The sequence below is a fragment of the Clostridium sp. BSD9I1 genome, assembly GCF_900185645.1.
Taxonomy (GTDB): Bacteria; Bacillota; Clostridia; order Clostridiales; family Clostridiaceae; genus Clostridium_AK.
The window spans coordinates 281,906-303,205 of the sequence record NZ_FYAM01000027.1 but is presented as its reverse complement, the minus strand read 5'-3'; the positions used below and the strand labels follow the sequence as shown (position 1 = coordinate 303,205).

19 protein-coding genes are annotated in these 21,300 nt (G+C 32.4%); 3 read left to right on the top strand and 16 right to left on the bottom strand.

Features of this window, described 5'->3' with window-relative positions:
• Positions 1 to 9 precede the first annotated feature (9 nt).
• From BSD9I1_RS18315 to BSD9I1_RS18285, 7 genes are all read right to left on the bottom strand, one after another.
• Positions 10 to 708, bottom strand: coding sequence for a CpsD/CapB family tyrosine-protein kinase (locus BSD9I1_RS18315; protein WP_186431532.1), 699 nt, complete (start codon positions 706 to 708; stop codon positions 10 to 12).
• A gap of 19 nt (positions 709 to 727) precedes the next feature.
• Entirely contained in the window at positions 728 to 1,504 is a 777-nt protein-coding gene (locus tag BSD9I1_RS18310; protein WP_186431531.1) for a tyrosine-protein phosphatase, read from the bottom strand.
• A 15-nt stretch (positions 1,505 to 1,519) separates the two neighbouring features.
• Positions 1,520 to 2,263, bottom strand: coding sequence for a YveK family protein (locus BSD9I1_RS18305; protein ID WP_186431530.1), 744 nt, complete (start codon positions 2,261 to 2,263; stop codon positions 1,520 to 1,522).
• Between the two features lie 52 nt (positions 2,264 to 2,315).
• Entirely contained in the window at positions 2,316 to 3,701 is a 1,386-nt protein-coding gene (locus BSD9I1_RS18300; RefSeq protein ID WP_186431529.1) for a cell wall-binding repeat-containing protein, read from the bottom strand.
• A gap of 22 nt (positions 3,702 to 3,723) precedes the next feature.
• Positions 3,724 to 4,869: a hypothetical protein gene (locus BSD9I1_RS18295; protein WP_186431528.1), complete on the bottom strand. Its 1,146-nt coding sequence runs from the start codon at positions 4,867 to 4,869 to the stop codon at positions 3,724 to 3,726.
• A 307-nt stretch (positions 4,870 to 5,176) separates the two neighbouring features.
• Positions 5,177 to 7,333: a cell wall-binding repeat-containing protein gene (locus tag BSD9I1_RS18290; protein ID WP_186431527.1), complete on the bottom strand. Its 2,157-nt coding sequence runs from the start codon at positions 7,331 to 7,333 to the stop codon at positions 5,177 to 5,179.
• A 349-nt stretch (positions 7,334 to 7,682) separates the two neighbouring features.
• Positions 7,683 to 8,234 (bottom strand): manganese efflux pump, encoded by a 552-nt coding sequence (locus tag BSD9I1_RS18285; protein ID WP_186431526.1) that lies wholly within the window; start codon positions 8,232 to 8,234, stop codon positions 7,683 to 7,685.
• A gap of 166 nt (positions 8,235 to 8,400) precedes the next feature.
• Between BSD9I1_RS18285 and BSD9I1_RS18280 the strand changes: the two genes are divergently transcribed.
• Positions 8,401 to 9,957, top strand: a complete 1,557-nt coding sequence (locus tag BSD9I1_RS18280; protein WP_186431525.1) for an HD domain-containing phosphohydrolase — start codon at positions 8,401 to 8,403, stop codon at positions 9,955 to 9,957.
• Between the two features lie 48 nt (positions 9,958 to 10,005).
• On the opposite strand, the gene BSD9I1_RS18275 is transcribed toward BSD9I1_RS18280, so the two are convergent.
• The 7 genes from BSD9I1_RS18275 to BSD9I1_RS18245 all read right to left on the bottom strand — a co-directional run bounded on the left by BSD9I1_RS18275 (position 10,006) and on the right by BSD9I1_RS18245 (position 17,213).
• Positions 10,006 to 11,349, bottom strand: coding sequence for a transglutaminase family protein (locus tag BSD9I1_RS18275; RefSeq protein ID WP_186431524.1), 1,344 nt, complete (start codon positions 11,347 to 11,349; stop codon positions 10,006 to 10,008).
• Between the two features lie 95 nt (positions 11,350 to 11,444).
• Positions 11,445 to 12,320, bottom strand: coding sequence for a radical SAM/SPASM domain-containing protein (locus BSD9I1_RS18270; RefSeq protein ID WP_186431523.1), 876 nt, complete (start codon positions 12,318 to 12,320; stop codon positions 11,445 to 11,447).
• A gap of 180 nt (positions 12,321 to 12,500) precedes the next feature.
• Positions 12,501 to 13,310, bottom strand: a complete 810-nt coding sequence (locus tag BSD9I1_RS18265) for an SLAP domain-containing protein (RefSeq protein WP_186431522.1) — start codon at positions 13,308 to 13,310, stop codon at positions 12,501 to 12,503.
• A gap of 62 nt (positions 13,311 to 13,372) precedes the next feature.
• Positions 13,373 to 14,431, bottom strand: a complete 1,059-nt coding sequence (locus BSD9I1_RS18260; protein ID WP_186431521.1) for a cell wall-binding repeat-containing protein — start codon at positions 14,429 to 14,431, stop codon at positions 13,373 to 13,375.
• A gap of 147 nt (positions 14,432 to 14,578) precedes the next feature.
• Positions 14,579 to 15,976: a hypothetical protein gene (locus BSD9I1_RS18255; protein ID WP_186431520.1), complete on the bottom strand. Its 1,398-nt coding sequence runs from the start codon at positions 15,974 to 15,976 to the stop codon at positions 14,579 to 14,581.
• Between the two features lie 23 nt (positions 15,977 to 15,999).
• Positions 16,000 to 16,866 carry an Ig-like domain-containing protein gene (locus BSD9I1_RS18250; RefSeq protein ID WP_186431519.1) on the bottom strand — a complete coding sequence of 289 codons (867 nt, stop codon included), beginning with the start codon at positions 16,864 to 16,866 and terminating at the stop codon, positions 16,000 to 16,002.
• Positions 16,867 to 16,997: 131 nt separating this feature from the next.
• Positions 16,998 to 17,213 (bottom strand): hypothetical protein, encoded by a 216-nt coding sequence (locus BSD9I1_RS18245; RefSeq protein WP_186431518.1) that lies wholly within the window; start codon positions 17,211 to 17,213, stop codon positions 16,998 to 17,000.
• Between the two features lie 202 nt (positions 17,214 to 17,415).
• On the opposite strand from BSD9I1_RS18245, the gene BSD9I1_RS18240 reads away from it, so the two are divergent.
• Together BSD9I1_RS18240 and BSD9I1_RS18235 are read left to right on the top strand one after the other, a co-directional pair.
• A complete protein-coding gene (locus tag BSD9I1_RS18240) occupies positions 17,416 to 18,192 on the top strand; it encodes an AzlC family ABC transporter permease (protein WP_186431517.1) in 777 nt (258 codons plus the stop codon).
• Positions 18,189 to 18,491 carry an AzlD domain-containing protein gene (locus tag BSD9I1_RS18235; RefSeq protein WP_186431516.1) on the top strand — a complete coding sequence of 101 codons (303 nt, stop codon included), beginning with the start codon at positions 18,189 to 18,191 and terminating at the stop codon, positions 18,489 to 18,491. The genes BSD9I1_RS18240 and BSD9I1_RS18235 overlap by 4 nt, the downstream gene beginning before the upstream one ends.
• Before the next feature lie 50 nt (positions 18,492 to 18,541).
• Here BSD9I1_RS18235 and BSD9I1_RS18230 read toward each other — a convergent pair whose 3' ends face one another.
• Positions 18,542 to 19,897: a DUF5667 domain-containing protein gene (locus tag BSD9I1_RS18230; protein ID WP_186431515.1), complete on the bottom strand. Its 1,356-nt coding sequence runs from the start codon at positions 19,895 to 19,897 to the stop codon at positions 18,542 to 18,544.
• Positions 19,898 to 20,098: 201 nt separating this feature from the next.
• Positions 20,099 to 21,298: a TolC family protein gene (locus BSD9I1_RS18225; RefSeq protein WP_186431514.1), complete on the bottom strand. Its 1,200-nt coding sequence runs from the start codon at positions 21,296 to 21,298 to the stop codon at positions 20,099 to 20,101.
• Between the last annotated feature and the right edge of the window lie 2 nt (positions 21,299 to 21,300).

The following is a 21,300-nucleotide window of genomic DNA, read 5'->3' as shown; positions in this document are numbered from 1 at the left end:
CCTTTTATTTTATTTTTTATGATTGTTATCTTCTTCTTCATAGTAGCTGTAATAAGCTCCATAATATCCCTTGCTGCTTACATCTACTTTATTTAGTACTACTCCAAGCATATGGGCATCAACCTTTTCTAAAAGTTCCTTTGCTTTCATAGCTGCATCTCTGTCTGCCTGACCTGATGCAACAACAAGTATACATCCATCTGCATGTCTTGATAATAATTGAGCATCTGTTACTGCAACTATTGGAGGAGTATCTATTATAATACAGTCATACTCCTTTTTAATAAAGTCTAAAAACTCCTTCATAGTTATAGAAGATAGCAGTTCTGCAGGGTTTGGAGGCTTTGTTCCTGATGTTATTATACTTAAGTTTTCCTGATCAGTATTTTGAACTGCAGCTTCAAACTTTATTTCCTTTGCTAAAATATCTGATATTCCTTTTTCATTGGATAATCCAAACACTTTATGAAGTCTCGGCTTTCTTTGGTCGCAATCTATAATTACAGTTTTATTACCTGCCTGCGCCATAACTACAGCAAGATTTGATGCTGTAGTAGATTTTCCTTCTCCAGGTCCTGAGCTTGTAACCATTATTACTTTTATATCCTTATCTACAGAAGAGAATTTTATGTTAGTTCTAAGAGTTCTATATGTTTCTGACATAGGTGATAGCGGCTTTGTTATAGTAATAAGTTCTGAAACTTTCATCTTCTTCACTCCAATTAATTTAAGTCTTGCTTTTTATAAAAAAACTAAATATACTTTTCTTTTCTTTAATTAAACTATAATTAACTTCTATAGGTTTATCGTCTAGTAAACATTTGCAATTTTCTTTTATATCTTCTACAATACTAGGTGAAATTTCATTTATTGTATTAATTGCTTTTGCTATACCTGGACATCTCTTGTTTAAACTATGACAGTCTGAGCCTATAAAGTTTACTACTCCATGTTGTACAAGCCTTACTGCAGTCTCCTGAGTTTTCTTTCCAAACACTCCCTTTAAGCTAGCTGAATTTATTTGAAAAAGATATTCTTCTTCTAAAAAACTATTTATTAAGGAAGGCTTTTCTATAAAATACTTATACCTTTCAGGATGAGCTATAATAGGATTTACTCCTCTAACTCTTAACTCATATAGGATATCTAGAATGTTCTTAGGTAAGGTATTCATAGGAAATTCCACAAGCATATAGCTTGTATTATTGATTGTGCCTAAAAGTCCGTTTTTATGATCTCTTAATGTTTGATCATCTAAGTATACTTCCTGACCAGGCAGTATCTTTATATTTATATTTTTTTCTTTTACAATAGTATTAAGTTCTTTTACCTTTTCTACTATGGTTTCATAGGGATTTTCATAATATTCTCTAGCATAGTGAGGAGTTGCAACGATATACTCATGCCCTTCCTTTTCTGCTATCTCTAACATCCCCAATGATTCCTCTAAAGTTTTTGCTCCATCATCTACGCCATGGATTATATGGCTATGTATATCAAACATAGAGTATCACCTCTTTTAGCCTTCTACCTGCTTTGATATGATTTTTCCCATTCTAACAGTGGATTGCTTCTTTTCATTTTCTTGCATCTGGTTTGGAATCAGCCCTATAACAGGAAGCCCTAAATATTTTTCAACATCTTCCTCTGTTTTTATAGTTTTATCCATATATTCAAGTATAAAAGCAAGTCCTACTGATATCATAAGTCCTAAAATTAAAGCTATTGCCACATTAAGAGATTTGTTTGGAGCTATTGGTTTTTCCGGCACTCTTGCTCTATCTAATACTTCGATAGTTCCTCCAGTTGGGAAAGCTGCTTTAGATTCTTGTACAAAGGCTGAAGTTACTGCATCAATTAGTGCTGCGGCTTCTTTTGAATCCTTATTTTCTGCTTTTATTTCAAGAATTTGTGTTCCTTGCTTTGGTGTTACGCTTATCATGTTTACAATTTGCTTTGGAGTATATTTTAAATTTAGTTTATCTGATGCATTTTGAGCAACTCTTTCAGATTTTGCAATTTCCGCATAGGTTTTTATAAGATTTTGGTACATGGTAATATCACTATTTTGTAGATTTCCTTCTGCTGCTTGTGGTTTCCCAACTATTATACTTGTTCTTGCTTCATATGTAGGTTTTATTATAAAAAAGCTTATTATAGCAGCAAGAAAAGTACACGCTATGGTTATAGATGCTATTAATTTAAGTCTTTTTCTAAGTATTATGTAGAAATCCCTAAGATCTAAGGTTATTTCCTCTTCCATTAATTTATTCCTCCTTAAATAAAGCCGGATAATCCAGCACATTCAGTTTAAATTACTTTATTATTAAAGTATAAGTTACACTGCTATTACTATCATCTTTTAATGTTACAGAATTACCATTAAGATATTTAACACTTTCAGCTGACAATCCATCATTTTCTGGATCCAAGCCATAGCTTCTTAAATATTTTATTAAGTCCATATCTTTTTTGTTATCCCCATAAAGTTCTTCTATGATACTGTTGTCTATTGTTTTACCAGCAACCACTGCACTACTTATATCCTTCGAGCAAGATATAATTACTTCAGTAAACTTTCCAGTAAAACCTTTTGGAAGTTCTAGTGTTATTTTCCCACTTTCTATTGTTCCATTTACGACTTTTCCGTCACTAGTTTTTAAATAAGCAGACTCAACCTTTATTGCTTGGGATGGTACTTCCGTCCCTTGTCCCTTATTTATGTTTACATAATTTGCAATACTATTGGATACTACAGCTTCCCCTCCAAGTACAAATACTCCTGCTTCCTTTGAGAGATCAGATAAAACATAGTTCTTTATTTCTGAAGGTAAAGTTTTATCTGTTAAAATCATAGGTGCATTCATCTTTGCAGCCAGCGCTGCTCCTGATAACGCATCTGCAAATTCGTTTCCTTTAGGTCCTACTCCTAAAGCCGTAAATACATTTTCTTCATTTAATTCATTGCTAAATTCTTTTAAAATTGCTACGTTGGTTGCAAATCTATTTTGTCCGTATATTCTTTTAGAATTTGATATGGAACTTTTTAAGTTGTCACTTACAACTCCAGTTCCACCTATTATATATGCCTTGTCTATTGTCTTTCCTTTAAGGTAGTTTGATGTGTGACTAGATAAATTATCTTTTGGAGTTAAAAGTATAGGCATTTCTTTAACTGCAGCTATTGGAGCCAGAGAAAGTGCATCTGCAAAGCTTACTGAGGAAGTCAGCGCCACTTCTCCATTAAATCCTAGTTTTTCTGCAATTTTAGCAGAGGTTTCGAATCTATCTTTCCCACCTATTCTTTCTATTGCTGCACCGTTAAATTTATCTTGCATATATTTTTCAGCTTTCGAAGATATGGATCCTTCTCCACCTATAAGTATTATATTTTTAGGACTTAATCTTATTATTTCCTCTTCTGCTTCTTTGGTTAAAGCGTCCTTTGAAGTTAAGAGTATTGGTGCATCATATCTTTTTGCAAGGGGCACTGAACAAAGTGCATCTGGGAAGTTATCTCCTTGTGCTATTATTACATAATCTGAAGTTGTCCATCCATAATTTGAAATTGCCTTTGCAGTTCCATATCTATTACTTCCGCTTAGTCTCTTGAAATCCTCTCCATCTCCCGCAGCTTTTGCCGATATTGGCATAAGTAGTAACGATACTGCTAGTGCTAGAGATATTTTTCTGCTGTTCATCCTAAACCTCCCATTGATCTTATTATATTCCTAGTAACTGCCTTATTTGACCTACATCACTCATATTTATATTTGAAAATATGGCCGTTTTCACTTCATTTTTTTCTCTTGTAATTAATTTGTTGTATAAACTTCTTGCAGCTGCTGTATCTCCTTCATAATTGTAACTCGGGTTTGAAGCCATTTTGCTTATGGTAGATACCATTGCACCTATAACTTGCTTTCCTTTTGGTGAACTTACAGATGATTGGGCCGCTGATAACTGCCCACTAAGTCTTACAAGTGAAGCTTTTGCCTGCTGCTCATTTTTGCTTACTTCTTCTTGCTTTTTGTTTGCTTCTTCCTTTATTTTTTCTACTTCTTTTTTTGTATTACTATCTTGTATATTTTTCGATATATTATCTATTTCCTTTACAATATTCTGCAACATTTCCCGGGAATTAAAGTTTGAATTTTTGTCAATTTTACTCATTATTTCCTGTATTTTTCGGTCTTGCTCCGCTGTTAATCCCTTTTGCCTTAATGAACTTAATTGTTCCTTTAATTTGTCCAATTCAATTTTAACACCTTTTTCCCCATCAAACAATGAATTTATGGTAACTTTACTAATTTTTATAACCATTATGTTACCTTTTACATTTATATCACTTATAGAAAAAGGTACTAATTTTTGGGGCATAAGTATTTTAGAATTTTCTATTGTAAATCTCTCGTCAGTAGTATAAGCTTCAAGCTTATTTAGTCCCATAGATTTAGGAATTGGAAGTTTTCCAATCTTAAAGCTATCTGGCGAGTAAATGATATGATCTCCATTTTGTTCTATACTTCCTTTTGTCCATAATACCACTTGAATAGAATTGTAAGTTACAGGTACCTTTGCTATCACCTTGTCCCCTTCCAACTCTATTTGAGGAGTTTTTACTATTATATTTCCCTTTTGCTTAGGATTTTTATAGACCACTGAAAGCAGAGAATTTATTTCTTCACTTGTTAAACTTATAGTTTTGCCATCCTTTTCAGCAGTAGTTATTTTATTTAAAATATTTTCTGTTGGAGAATTTGTTAGAGTATATCCTTGTTTATTAAAAGCAAGAATCGTAGACCCTGCAATTAATAGCATTATTATTATCAATGTTAAAAACAAGGTTTTTAGTGTCTTTTTCATCATTACATCCCACCTTTAGTTATCCATTTTTAATTATTAGTTTTAATTACTAATATTCAAAACTTTAATCAAAATTCTATATCCGCTTAAAAATTTACTACATACAGTATGTATTATACATTATACTTGCAATCTTTTTTAGTATAATTTGTCGAATTTTACAAAGGTAATTGTTGTTATTGTAAAATTTTTAATTACACATTTCAATTCTATAAATTACTTAATATTAATGTATTGCTATTTATCCAATTAATTCTTTGCTACTACAAAACAAGACTCAGGTGATGCTATCACCCGAGCCTTGTTTCAATTACTGAAGCGTTATGGTATATGTGCTATTTAAGTCAATTGTTAAAATTCCATCTTCAGCAGTTATTATATATGGATTTGTATCCCCAAAATTAATATGTATTGTAAAATCTTTTTTCTGTATTTCACTTAATGTTGTTTCTAGAGGATTTATTCCGAGTAAAGATAAAATTTCTGATATATTGGCTTCGTTATCAATTATATTTTCTTTACCATCAATAGTTATGGTTATATTATCTACTGTTCTAGTATCACCCATTAATTTAGGAATAGTTATAGTTCCGCCTGTTTTATCATTTAAAAGATTATATGCTGTATTAAAATCTTTACTTGCAATGTAATTTGCAATTTCATTGCTATCTGGCATTTCTGTATCTCCGCCAGTTTTTAAGATATGTCCTATTATACTGTTGGAATTCTTAGCTAATAATTTATTAGCTATATATTCTCTAACTGTATACTCTCCTGCTGTAGTATTTTCCATCTTATTTAATGCAATATTCCCAAGTGTTACTAATGCTTCATAAGCATTGTCTTGAGGCTTCATAGCATATATAACTTCATCATATACATTTGCAAGAGTATCATTTGAACCTAATGATATAGTACGCACTGGAAATCCAGGTATTTTACTAGCTATACTTAAACTATACTGATGTTGAGCATCATCTCCTGGCATTTTTATGTTATCATTGTCACTTTTCACAGTAATAGTTCCTGAGTATTTTCCTAAAAATTCAACATTCTTCATGTATAAATTATTAAGTACTGTAATTACTCCTTTAAATTCGTCTTTGACATCTAATATTGCTGATGAAAATATTTCTACATTTTTAATATTTGTTCCTTCTAAAACAACTCTTGTTTGAATTTTGCTTGTAACATATAAAGTATTACAATTTACGTTTTTAAAACTTATACCATTATTAGCTCCAGACAATACTATTATTTTGTCTGCAGTAACATTGTTTAATACTGCATTTCCTTCTTTTCCTGGATTTACAAATACTGTTCCAGAAACTTCTACATTAGTAACTGCAGCATTATTTCCTTCTATGTAAAGATTTCCTTTAACTTTCATGTTGCTTAAGCTTAAGTTATCTTTTGAAACCACAGCATTTCCAGTTACATCCTTGGAAGCTTCTATAACTTCTCCCTTTAGCTGATATGTTTTTATCAATGCATCAGATAGGTTAGCTGTTCCACCAATAGCTGTTATTTTAGCTGTTGGAGATAATTTTTCTGATATAATGGCATTTGTAGCAACATCTGCTGTTTTGTTTGATATTATTACAGGACGTCCATCTTTAGCAGCTATAGCTGAAGCTGTTAAAGCATCTGCAAATTCCTTTCCTGTCATTCCATTTGCTAACGCCATATATGCTCCGTCAAAGTTGAAATCAAGAGCAAAGTTCCTTATTATTTCCGAGTTAGTTTCCCATCTATTTTTCCCACCAATTCTTATAGCATTAGGAACTACTGTTTTAACCTTATCACTTATGGAAGCTGCTCCACCAACTACAAAAGTTTTCTTTATTCCTTGAGCTTTTATGTAATCAGAAGTTGCCTTTGGAAGTTCTCCTGCCTTAGTTAAAAGTACAGGTATTCCTTTTACTGCCGCTACCGGTGCTGCAGATAATGCATCTGCATACCCCTCTCCTGAAGCAAGCATAGCTTCATTAACTGTTCCAAGCTTTTCAGCTATCTTTGTGGAAGTAGCATATCTATCTTGTCCACCTATTCTTTCTACGTCAGCTGTTACATTCTTTTTAATTGTTTCTAATATGCTATTTGGAGCTACACCAATTCCTCCAATAACGTATACTTTTTTAGGCTTCAGCCTTTTTAGCTCATTTAAAGTTTCATTCGTGATTCCCTTTGAACTGGTTAAAAGTATTGGTGCATTATTTTTCTTTGCAAAAGGTGCTGCAGACAATGCATCTGCATAATCCTCTCCATTTACAATTACAGCGTAGTCTGCACTGTTTGTCCATCCAATCTTAGAAACCTCTACAGCTGTTAGGTATCTATCCTTACCAGATAGTCTTTCACTATCGGGATTTACTATTGCCGCTGATACTTGCCCTACTGAAACAATTCCAGCAATAAGTGCAGTAAGCGCAGCACTTGCTAATGCCTTACTTATTGTTTTCTTCATTTAAAGACCTCCCTTATGACTTATGTTAGCACTTAATCAAATTATATTTTGTGGAATTATATGGTTAATTATCAAAAATATAATTTAACTTTAAAGTTCGTATAATCAGTCTCTCCCATTTATACTTAGATTATTATACTATATAGAATCCATATATTCCTTAGGTAATTTATGGCTATCATTTGCTTTACTGCCTTATAATATATAGGTAATTTAAGCTTAAATAAATCAAAGGTTATAAGAGATAATGTCCAAAAAAATCAAAAAGATTGGCCATACCTGCCAACCTTTATATTTACTTCATTAACATTTTTTATTACTGTATTCATATACTCTATCAGGTTCTTCCTTATAAAAAAATCATCTTAAGTCCAAATAATATAAGTATTATTCCACCTATATAATCTGCATATTTACTTATAATCTCTATTTTACTTAAATACTTTGCTATGGCAAGAGCTATAAAACACATAATTAAGGTTACAACTCCTACAAGCAATGTGCTTTCAAATATTGCTGCAAGGCCCTGTACCTCATGGAGGGCAGTAAAGCCTACTACCATAGCATCTATACTTACGGAGATTCCAAGTACTATTGCAGTCCCCGGTCTTAATAGCGCACACTCTTCCTTTTCTTCCATACCTTCTTTAAGCATTAAAATTCCCACTATACCAATTATGATTCCGCCTAGTATTTCAGGAATTGATGCTATATATGTATTAAATAAAAATCCCGCATAAGCTCCAATTAGTGCAAATAAAAATTGAAAAAATGCCGAAGATATTACACACAGCATCTTATATTTTACGTTTGCCCCTCTATTAAGCCCTACACAAAGTGTTACCCCAAAGGCATCTAGTGATAATGCTAGTGCAATTAACAGCAACGAATAAAAATCCATGTTATCACTCCTTTTTAAATACATTATCTATTATATTCAACTTTTTACCATAATAAAAGACTTTACCAAAATTTAATTTTCCCTAGTGCCGTATCCCTAGGGTACTTACATTTTTTCCTTTCACCCCAATTGTAATTTTCTCATATATTGAATTGAGGTGATATTTGTGCTAGAAAACTTAAAAAAGTTTCCTGCTACCTTCATATTTTCTTTATTTATTTTTGTACTTTCTTTAGCTACTGGGCTTTTATCTGAAGTGGTGTTTCCTTCACTTATATGTTCTTTAGCCTTTGCTGTTGCATTAATCACAGCAATATATATCGAGGAAATCACTTTTAAATATATTTTATGCGTAATTTCCCTTATAGTTTTAGTCACCCAAGTAGTTTTGTTCGGCATAAGCTTTACAAATTATGCTTCAATTATATTTTATGTACCAATTATTTATGTTTATATCGTGCCAAGTGTAATATTCCCAAACTTTGCCGGCGTAGTGCTTAGCCTATTATTTTTTAGGTACAGATATTTTGAGTCATCACAAAGCCTGCGACCTTTTTTAGATATAATGATATATAAAATTATGCTTGCACTTGTTTTATGTTCAATACTTTTTACAACAATTGGCTATCTCATAAGACAACTTGTTAAAGAACGCGACAAATATAAGGAGCTCAGTATTATTGATTCTCTAACAGGTCTTCCAAATTTAAGTTATCTTATTAACTTAGGGGAAAAAATGTATAACAGACATTCCAGCATCACTATTTTCATTATAGATATAGATAATTTCAAGCAATTTAATGATACCTACGGTCATCTCGTTGGAAATAATGTTTTAGTACAAATGGGGAGAACACTTGAGGATGAATTGATGGATGTCCAGGGAATTGTAGGCCGTCTTGGTGGAGATGAATACGTGGCGCTGGTTGAAGATTTATGCAAAGATGAAGCCCATGATATGTTTTTAAAACTAAATAAATCTTTGATAAGTAAAGAGTTTAAGTGCGATCCTGCACTAGGCCCTATTACTATTTCCTGTTCCGTTGGAATGTCTTATGCAGAAAAGGGCTCTATTATAAGGCTTCAGGAGCTTTTGCATTTAGCAGATATGAATATGTACTACAATAAACAAAAGAGTTGCGGTCCTTCAGTGAAATTGACCTCTACTGACTTAGTTCAGGATAAATATAAAAGTCTTCTCATTTCACTAGCTGAAAAGGATATGTATAGCTATGTGCATTCACAATATGTTGTTTATTATGCAGTAACCCTTGCAAAGGCTTTAAATCTTCCAAGTAACACCATTGAAGAAATATCCTTAGCTGGTTGGTTTCATGATATTGGAAAAATTTTAATTCCAAATGATATTTTGAGAAAGAAGAGCACCTTAACAAATGAAGAATACAATCTAATAAAAAGGCATGTACTGGATGGACTAAATATACTTGAAAGGTTTCCGCTATCCGATGTAGTAATAAATGCAATAAAATATCATCATGCAAGATATGATGGAAAGGGCTACCCCTTTGAAATAAAAGGACAAGATACCCCCATTGAAGCAAAAATACTTCAAATTGCAGATGCCTTTTCTGCCATGACAGTAAAAAGAGTATACCGAGAGCTTATGTCTGAAAAAGATGCTCTTCAGGAGATATGCTCCCATAAAGGTACCCAGTTCGATCCAGAAATAGTAGATATATTTGTTAAGATAATGAAATCTTAAAATGGTTAACAACTCTTTGCCTTTGCTCAAATAGTTGTTAACCCTCCCCTATTTTCTAACGATTCTTGCATCTATATTAAATTGAGGCGAGTATTTTGAGAAGGTTTGAAGTACCATGCTGTCGTCATCATATTGCTCTATGCTTTCTTGAATTTTAAGATATCTTCTTCCCTGTGGGAATCTTGTAAAGAAATCATAATCTACGTACTTTACACCATTTCTTGTATACTCATGGGTTGGATCTGCTGGAATCCATCCGTATTCCGGAAGATAAAATTCCACCCAAGCATGTCTGAAGTAATTCCCATCATTATTTGCAGCTATAAGTTCACTGTCATAAAAACAAAATCCTGTATTTACTCTAGCTGGCACGTTTCCAGCTCTTAAAAGTGCTGTCATAAGTGCAGCATAATCTTCGCATACTCCTACTTTAGTTCTAACAGCAGATAATGCCCCTTGATTAGCGTTAGGGCTATTTAAGTCATATTTCATATTTAGAACCACATACTCAAAGGCCTTCTTTGCTTTTAAATAAGGATTTGTTATCCCTTTAAAAAGACTGTTTGCCAAATTTATAATTTCCTTTTCATTGCTTTCCACATGATAGGTTGGCTTTAAATAATAACTTATATCACTTGTTATTTTTGAGTAATCACCCTTGGTCTTTGATAAATCCAATGTGGCCTTTATATTATTTACAGTGTAGGTTTTTGATACTTTAAAGGATTTTTGCACTCCCCCATTAACTGTACCTAAAGCCAATGAAGTTATGCTTGTATCATCTTCTTTTAACTTAAAATCTGTAGACCTCGAGCTTATATACTTTTGGAAGGTTCCATTAATTTTTCCTAAGTTAATTGCTACTCTATAATCATTACGTATAGTGGAAAGGGAGTTATATTTAAACCTAATATCATATGTAAGCTCATAGGTTGCCTGCTCTATTGCATTAAAGACATTCTGAGCAGCACCTGGAGCATTTTCTACTACAAAATCCATCTTAGCTGGAATATTTAAAGCCGTACCTTTATTAGTTTTCAAATCATGAATGTATAATGTGTAGGTTTCTCCATACTTAATCTTTGTATAGTTTGGAGTTACCTTAAAAAACTTATCATTTGTACTATATTCAAAAGTTAAAGGTATAGCTTCCTTGGTAGATTTGCTTACAAGCTCTATATTTGTGCTATTTACCGAAGTCCCATCTAAAGGATATGTAACTTTTACCGTCCAAGCCTTTTGAAGCGGCACATCATATTGAGTTTCTAATATTTTATAGTTCGTTAAATCCCTTATGGTTTCTGCAGCGTAAATTGTATTTGAATTAAAAATTACAAACGAAAAAATAAGTATCGCTGATAAAAGTTTCTTTATTTTTTTAATACTTTTCATTGACCCCGTTCCCCTCTACCTGTTATACTTCTTTAAAGCTTTAGTCACCGCTCCAATGTCAAGTCCTCAAAATAGTTTTACTCATGATTTCCCGTTTAACTAAACCTTTTTCTATATCCGCACTTTCTACATAATTCTTCTACTACTTTTCCCCTTGAGAATCCATCGAAAAGGTTACTTGCTCTTTCCCCTTCTATTATTTCAGAAAAATCAGTGTTGTTTATATTGCCAAGATTGATTACTCCTTCTCCATCAAGACAGCATGGGACTACAGTGCCATCTACAAGCACAGCTACTTGATTTCTAAGTCCATGGCAAAATCCACTGCCGGTATCTTCATCTTCATCTAAGCTTGGCCACGTAAATTCATAATCTTGATTTAAATATAACCTATCACCAATTTTCACTCCTCTTCCTGGAGTAATTTTTTCTTCAATTTTATATGGAAGATTAAATTCATTTTCAATCAATTGAAGTATGTGGCGATTTCTTTGTCTTTGAACATTGGTTACATTATCCTGATCCAAATTCCATAATCTAAGGGATACTAACATATTAGTACTATTTAAGGCTTCCTTTGTAAATGAAATAATATTATTAATATAAGAATCCTTATCTTCCCCGCCCTCATTTCCATCAAAGCTGTGAAGAGAAAAGTTAATTTGTCTTAGTGCAGGTTTTGTTATGAGTTTGTCCTTGGTTTTATTTATCATAGTTCCATTTGTTGTTATATTCACCTTCAGTCCCTTTTCATGACTTAAATCTAAAAACTTATCTATTTCAGGATGAAGAAGCGGCTCTCCTTTTACATGAAGATATATATAATCTGTATATGGTCTTATTTGATCTAGTATCTTTTCAAAGGTTTTTATACTCATAAACTCTGATTTACGCTGGGTTTGCGGGCAAAAACTGCAAGCAAGATTACACACATTTGTAATTTCAATATAAAACTTCTTAAACTTTTTCATAAATTTATGCTCCTTTTAGTTTATGGCAACCCCTCATAGATGGTCCATTTAATAGGTTTACTTCTCGGATGCCACCAAAAAAGGATGCATCTTACCTTAAGATGCATCTTAATTTTAGAAATATCCATTAATACTTACGATTATCTCATCACTCATTAACTATTTTTTAACTATATATTACTAATTGCCAAATATTAATTTTGTCCTTTTTAAGTCTATTTCTTGCTTCAATAAAATATCTTTCTTTACTACTATACTTAAAATTTTTGCCTTTTGTGAACTTACCTTGAAATCTTCCAGTGTATAAACTGCTGAAAATATCATATCTCCATTTTCATCCTTTAATATAAGAGGAAGTTTTTCAATACAGGCTTCTTTGTCTGTTCCATTTCTAAAAACTAAAGTTATAAGTATATCTCCATTTTTATATTGAAGCATTGTAAATACATCAGCTGAAAACTGTCCTTTTTTTATCTTAGGAATATTACTTAAAAATTCATTGAATGCATTTTTATCTTTTTCTGTCATCTCTTCAGAGAAATTTTCAATTTCAAATTCTTCATAAGTTATAGGTTTTATATTTTCGTCAAACACAAGTTTCCAATCATCATGCTTTATCTCCTCAACAAATACATTCCAATTATTAAAGTAAACTTTTCCTGGTCTTGCTGAGCAAGCTGGAATATTCCCCATTTCTTTTAAGTCAAATACCTGATATGCTATTTCTTCTCCTGCTGAATTTATAATTTTAAAAGGCACTTTTTCAAGATTAATTTCTTGATTTAATCCATTTACTATATAAAATTTAACTTCCCACTTATCCCCATCCTTGTAGGCATACACCCCTGAAACATTGACTTGCCCATTTTCTATTTGAGGAATTGTTTCTGACATTTCTTCTTCTAAGTAATCCTTTTGTACTTCGGACATTACGATTTCCGCCTCTGGTGCTAATGAAAGTTTTATATCTAGTGCATTTTTATCCTGCATGTTAATCCTCCAAAAATTTGTAATTTTCAATTACATTTTAAATAATTTCATCAAACTTTACATTACTCTATTGAAATTACCTCTAAGTCACCTGTTGCTTCTGCTACTGCTGTATTTACTTGAGTTTCGATATCCTTAGTGATAACTCCTGTACCTCCAACTATTTTCACTTGAGTATCTTGAGCTACTGTACTGCCTATGAATGAATTTGCTCTTGTAATATCCTCACTTCCTGCACCAAGTCCTGATAAAACTACCATTGATCCGTCCTTTGCAGCCGCTGCTGATGATACTAATGCATCGGCAAATTGCGCTTTTGAATCTGCGCCTCCAGCAGCTACATACATTTTAGTAAGAGACATTGTGGATTTATATTTAGTCAATACATTTATATTTGTTTCAAACCTATTTTTCCCTTGAGCAGCTCTTGTACCATTTACAGATTTTAATATAGCATCTGGCAGTACTCCACTGCCTCCAACTCCGATTATTTCAAGATTATTATCTGTTATAACCTTTTTAACTTCAGGATCTAGTGAAGATGAACTTGTTATAAGTACTGGTATGTTCATAGTTGCAGCAATTGAAGAGACGCTTAAAGCATCTGCATAGCCTAATGCTCCATTTACAAGAAACGCCTTTTTAACTTCTGCTATTTTAATAACTTCCTTTGCCACAATAGCATTTGTAGTATATCTTGTTCCTGTAGCACTGCCATAACGAACCACATTAAGGCCTTGCTTTTTTAATTCATCTTCTATATCTGGACTTACAACGCCATTTCCTCCTACTATGCATACATTCGTAGCTTTCAGAGTTTTTATAGTATCAAGCACTCCGCTGGATAGAGTCTTTGCTTCAGTTAAAAGCACCGGAGCATTTAACTGTTTTGCAAGAGGTGTTGCACTAACTGCATCTGCAAATCCTTCTCCATTTACAAGTATTACGTTACTGCTTGTACCAAAGGTTTGCTTAGCTAAGTCCTGGGCTGTTGAATATCTATCGGTACCACCTACTCTAACTACGCTGGCAGCCTTTACTCCCAAAAAGTTAAAGGAAGTTCCTATTATAAGTCCTGCTAAAGTAACTCCTAAAATAGTTCTTAAATTTTTCTTCTTCATTGGTAATCCCCCCTATAAACAATATTACACTTTGCCGCTATGTATTATTTTGTTTTATTATATCATAATTATAAGTGAATAGCGAAGCAATTTCCTTATAAACCTAGAGGGCAGGCGCCTGGAATTTCCAACCAAGTGCCTGACCCTCTAATCTTCCATTATGATATTAGTGGCTTCTACATCTACAAGCCTGCACTCTCCACCAGCAGTTGATTTTCTTATAATTAAATCTCCGTCTACTTTGATATTCCTTATATCATAAACATTTGTATCACTAGCACCCCTGCCAACTGTTATATTGCCCTTTATTTTGGAGCCGTTACCTTCAATTTTAATATTTCTTCCTGTTATGTTCAAACCTTGATATGGCGCCTCTAATGGCACTCTTTTCTCAAACTTAATATATTTAACTTCATAGTCATTTAATGCATCTATTAGGTCATTTAATGCACCTTTTATGTCATCTGTATCATCATAATCATCAACACTTATTACACGATAATCTATTGTGTTATTACATAAAATCTTTATTGAATTAGGGTTATCGATAAAGCTTTCTAAAATAGAGCTTAAAGTACTTTTGCTTTTCATAAGATCATATAATGCAATACTTTTATCTGCTTTAAAGCTTGTTGCCTTTGAATTTATATAATCGTTTATGATAAAATCCTTATCTTTGTCCTTGACTCTAGGGATTATGGATGTTTGTTCTAACAACTTCCCATAAAAATCATATGCTTTGATATTCACATTATACTCTATTGATTTTTTAATATTTAAGCCAGTTTGTCCAAAATTGAATCCCTTAATATCACTTCTAGGAACTAGGACTTTAGCTGACATAATCGAGTTTCCGTCCTTATCAGTTATGTCTACTATTAGCTTCTTAACATCAACAGTTGTCAGTATATTTATACCTGCAAGTTCAGGGAGGTTATCCTTGCCAGAACTTAATCCTCCTTGATATTTATGAGTTGTCTCTATTTTAGTTATATACTTCTTAGGAATATATACATTTACATCCTCTGTTTCATTATATTCAAGTATATTGTCATTAATATAGTCTTCATTACTTCGAGTTAAAAATACATCCCCAAAGCTGTATCCAAATTCACTTGATGAAAATGGGATTGTAAAAGTTACAAGTTGTATATAGCTGGCAAAGTTTATAACTCCTGGTTCTAATTTCATTTCATAATTTATCATCTTTGGATCTAAATCACCAACAGTAATTGCAACTGTATTTGAATCTACTTTAACTATATTTTTAATAGCAAGCGGCTTCATTAACTCAACATCATCTGTTGTTCTTATTGCTGCTTTGATTGGAATTTGAGAAGCTTCAACAGAATTTACAGTCATTCCACTGTCAAAAGTAAGCGTTATTATATTTCCATCACTTGTCTTATTCAAAGTATACGTATAAGGCACCGCTGCTTTAGCTACTGATGAAAAAGCAACAGCCTGAATGGTTACAAAGGATAGTAGAAAGATTAAACTTATAATAAATTTTCCTATTACACTGCTGTAATATCTCCTTAACATACCTTGTCCCTCCTTATCTTAAACTAATTAATTTTTCGTTCACTTGTATCAATTAAAGTATTATTGATATTATAGGCCTTTATACTAATCTTACTTCCTTGTGATAGTATCGTAGTTAAACTATAAATATTATCACCTTCATAATTCATTTTTTTGCCATTTAAAGTCACACTATATATTTCTGAAGATACCTTAACTTTTATCTTATAGGCACCTAGGTATGAATAATATTCTAAATCTGTAGTATATATATATACCGCATCTTTAACCTCAACTTTAATTTTAGGCTTTAAAGTTGAATTTTCAATTTTACCTGTAACTGTTTTCACTCCAACAGCGCTTGTATTAACGGAGTTCCAAGTTACATCTACATATCCTAAACTGCCATCATTATATATTACTTCTACTTGTTTTGGAAAATCAGGTTGCTGGCCCTGCGCTACATCAACCATATCAATTGTACCAATTTCCTTTATTTTTTTAGCTTCCTTTACATTAAAGGATTTCTTAGCTGAAAACTTAATACTTCTCTTGTTACTATCCTTAATTTCATTTGTAACAATTACTGAGTACTCTTCATCAGCAATTAGCTTTGATTTTGGTTTAACAATTATAGTACTTAAATCCGGAAATGAATATGAGCAAGAAATCTTTTCGTTAGTACTTTCTTTTATGACATATAATGTATCATTATTTATTGATTTCTTATCAATCTTTCCTTTAAATTTAACTGTCCACTGAGTTTTATCAGTATCTATATTACCATTTGAAAAAATTTTATCTTGTTTAGCTAAAACTGTGTTGTTTGCTAAAATCGTAACACATATAGAAAATACCACTATAATAGTATAAAATAACTTTAAGCTTTTTTTGTTAACAATCCTTTTCATACTTTCACCCCAATTCGTAGATTACTTTTCCAAATTGCTCTATCTTAAATTATCGATGAATCTTACGGCCAACTTTATGGTTGCAATTTAAATTAATAATAAAAATCAGAGGCAATTTCTTACCTCTGACTTTAAGTTAACTCGTCTAACTCCTCTTCGATGTTATCCAGCCTTGATTCTATCTGATCTAATCTTGATTCAATATCTTCCTGTGTTTCTTGTATTTCATCCAACCTTAATTCAATATTAGCCAGTCTTAAGTCTATACTCTCCAGCCTTTGAATCATAGATCCTAAATTTTCATCTGCAATTTCTCGCATTGACTTTAATAATGATTCATCTTCCATCACCTTCACCACCACAAATTATTATTTACATTTTCCATTCCATTTTTATCCAGGGGTCTGGCCCTTCAGTTGCGATTTTTCCATTTATACCCATGGGTCTGGCCCCTTTGTGGCAACTCCTTTTCTTTATTATCATTATATGATATTGTATAATATTAACATACCAAATTAAAATTAATAATAGACAGGGGGCTTATTCAAAATGGAAGTACAAAACTTGGAATGTGAACATTCCACTAATTTAAAGGAGGGATTTATTTCAGGACTGCCTATTGTTATTGGATACATTCCGGTGGCTATGGCATTTGGATTACTTGCAAAATCCATGAATGTCTCTTTTAAAGACAGCTTTTTATTTTCTTCAGTAGTCTTTGCTGGGTCAAGTCAGTTTCTAGCATTGGGGCTTATACAAGCTGGCATTTCCGCAGGAAGCATTATACTTTCCGTATTTTTATTAAATTTACGTCACTTTATGATGAGCGCTGCTTTGTCCATGCGCCTTAAGGGTGTCAAAAGAAAATGGTTATTTTTAATTGCTTTTGGAGTTACAGATGAATCCTTTTCTATAGCATCCTTAAATAATAAGAAGCTTACTCTACCTTTTATACTTGCATTAGAAGGTATGGCATATGCTTCTTGGGTAGGCGGCACTGTACTGGGGTATTTAGTAGGGTCTATTTTACCTGAAACTGTGCAAAGCAGCCTGGGAGTAGCACTGTATGCTATGTTTTTATCAATACTCATTCCTGAAATGAAAAAATCTTTAAATGTAGTATTTTTATCAATTCTCTCAGGTATTATATATGTAGTAGTTTCCCACTTCAATATTGTTCCAGAATCTTGGAGCATTATTACTACTATAATACTAGCCTCAGCACTTGGAGTTATGATCTTTAAAGACGAAGAGCAATGTAAAGATGAGGATTTATCATCACATGAAAGATTAATGGAAGACGAGACAAAGGAGGCTACAATATGAAGAGTTATTTACCTCTTATATTAGGTATGGCAGCCGTTACATACATACCTAGACTGCTGCCTTTGATTACATTAACAAATAGAGAGTTAAATCCTCTGCTTAGAAGGTTTTTAACTTATATTCCTTATACTGCTTTAAGCACTATAATTGTTAAAGGACTTATAGATTTAGATGGCAGCATGCTTGTGGCAACCTTTATAGGTCTTGTCTTTGGAGGAATTTTATCTTGGTTTAAGGGAAATATGGTGTTGTCCGTTGGAGCATCAATAATTGCTACATTTTTCATACTACAAATGTAGTTTGGGACCAGACCCCTGGGATTTTTACCCAGGGGTCTGGCCCCATTAATTTATTTGTTCTTATTTTGTTTTTCTTTACTTTCCTTTTTATCCTGCTTATCTTGTTTCTTTTCACTTTTTTCACTTTTTTCATTTTTTTCGTCTTTTACATCTTTTTCATCTTTTTGATTTTTCTCACTGTCTTTATTATTTCCATTACCTTTATTAGTTGAAGTTTCTTCTGATACAGCTTCTTTTTCAACTACTTGTGATTGAGTAACTTCTGGCTTAGATTTTTCTTCTCTCTTTTCTTGAGAATTATTATTAGGCTTGTCTTGTTTTTTCTCCTCTATATTTACATTTGCTTTTTTATTTTCTGGAGCTTTAACTTTTATTTCCTTTACTTTATTCACAGGTTCTTTAACCTTTTTTACCTCTTTAGTTGATGTTACTTGTGATTGTAATTGTTGCTCTGCAGCTTTTGTTATTGAAGCTTTTACTGCAGTCCCTTCTGTTTCTTCTACCGGCTTATCTAATTCAGCTGTCTCTCCGTTTGTTACTTCGCCTATTTTATCTTGTTCTTCTGTACTTCCATCAGTTTCTTCTACTGCTTCCTCACTACCATCTACCACTTCTTTAGGCTGACCCTTTACGGCAGCTTGTTTCTTTTCAAACACTTCTACCATAGCTACTTTATCTGCTTCATAAATAGCTTTGCTTTCATCTAATGCTGTCTGAGCTGCTGCAATAGCTGCCTCATCAGCTGATTTTTTAGCTTTCATTAAAGCAACCTTAGCTTTATTCATAGCCTTTCTTGATGCATTAAGTTTATGTCTTTGTGCAACCATAGCTTTAACAGCTTCCTTTTTTGCTGTCTGCATTTCTACAACATCAGAAATAACCTCTTGTGTATCTTCACCTGCTTCATCTTCTAGGTCTTCTAAAACCTCTAAAGACTCTTCCTGTGCATCCTGTACTATTTCTTCTAATTTTTCTAGTTCGTTTTCTTCCTCTGGCTCTGCTATCTCTCCTGATTCTTCTATTACTACTTCACTATTTTCAAATTCCTCTTTAATCTCAGCTTCAGCAGTTTCCAGCACTGTCTCAAGAGCCTCAGTAGCTTCGCCCATCTTGTCATTATATGCTTCCAAAGCTTCACTACCGAGTTCGGTATTACCTTCTTCAAACATTATCTCACTTTCTCCAAGTCTTTCTTGTGCTTGAGCCGCTAGTTCTTCTATCCTTGCCTCATCACTTAATGAAAACTTAACCTCTAAGCCTTCTAAGGACGTATCAATTGGATAAAATATACTATCCGGCGTAATTCCTGCTTCCTCCTTCAGAGTAACCTCTTCCGCTGCAAAAACACTTGTTGAAAAAGTTAATGCTGCAAATGTAGTTAAGCTTAGAAGTATTTTTTTATTCATATCTAATCCCTCCATGATTTTTAAATATTCTTTAATTATATTAACGAATCTATTTAATATTTCTGAAGGGCAATATTGAATATATTACTTATATAAATACACTTATTTTATAATACCTCCTCAAAATAAAATACCCTAATAATTAATAAAATACACTTTGAAATAAGGTATTCATATTAATTATCAGGGTAATCTAATTTCCTATTGTAATTCTAAACTATTTTCAAGCCCTTGTGCTGCAGTCATATATGAAATTATATCTTGCTGTAATGCATTCTTTGCCTTAGAAAGCTGAAGTTCTGCACTTAACACATCTAAATAAGTACTTTGTCCTACCTTGTAATTTTTTTGTGCAATATTTAAACTTATCTCAGCAGATTCTATGCTTAGTTTATCAGCCTTTATAACACTTTCTAGAGACTTTAAAGCATTATATTGAGTCTTAATCTGAACTTTTATGGCATTCGGTGTCTGCTCTAGTTGATTCTTTAGAGCCTCAATAGTAATTTCTGTTGAATCCTTATTAACATTTGAATATCTATCATAAATTTCATATTCAATTTGAGTATTTTCAATTTGCTCTTTTAGTGACTTTATTTTATAACTATTTTCTACTGCTGTATTTATCCTTTTATCAAGATCTGCATCATTAAATTTTGCATACTCAATGGGCTTTGAAGTCAATGTTATCTCAGTGTTAAGATTAATTCCTAAATCATTTTTTAAGGAAATCATTGCTGATTTCATATTACTTTGTGCAGAGCTGATTCTTGCCTTATATGTTGACATTGCAGCTTCAGCCTGTTTGACATCAGAGTCTGTGGCCATCCCTACCTTAATTCTTGCATTTATTGAATCTATTTCTTTTTGCAGCTTTGTCATTTCTTCATTTATACAATCTATATTAAGCTGTGCTGCAAGTATACTTTGATATTCAGAAATTATCGTTACTTTAGCAGTTTTTAAATTGACTTCTCTTTCGTGTTTTTTGTTATTTAAGTTATATAGAGCAACAGGTACATTTAATTTTAAGGTCTTTGCGTCATCTTCTTCCATAGGGTTACTCATATTTTGTTTTATAGTCTTTTGATAGGCTAATGCTTTTTCATATTGTTTTCCTAAAACTTCAATATATCTATCATCAAGTACTATTTGGTTATATGTATTTTCCACACGTCCTAGTGCATCTTCTAATGAAAGGTTTAATTTTGAAGGCGTATTAGATTCAGATGCAGATGTATTGGTTTTATTTATTTCAGTATTTACTCCCGTATTTGCAGTAGTTATTGCTTTTGAATTTGATGCAGTTCCATTGCTATAACTATCTGCTGATACGTATATAGGAAATGAAAGTGCCGCTGTCATTACCAATGCCATAGAAATAATAAATTTCTTTTTCATAT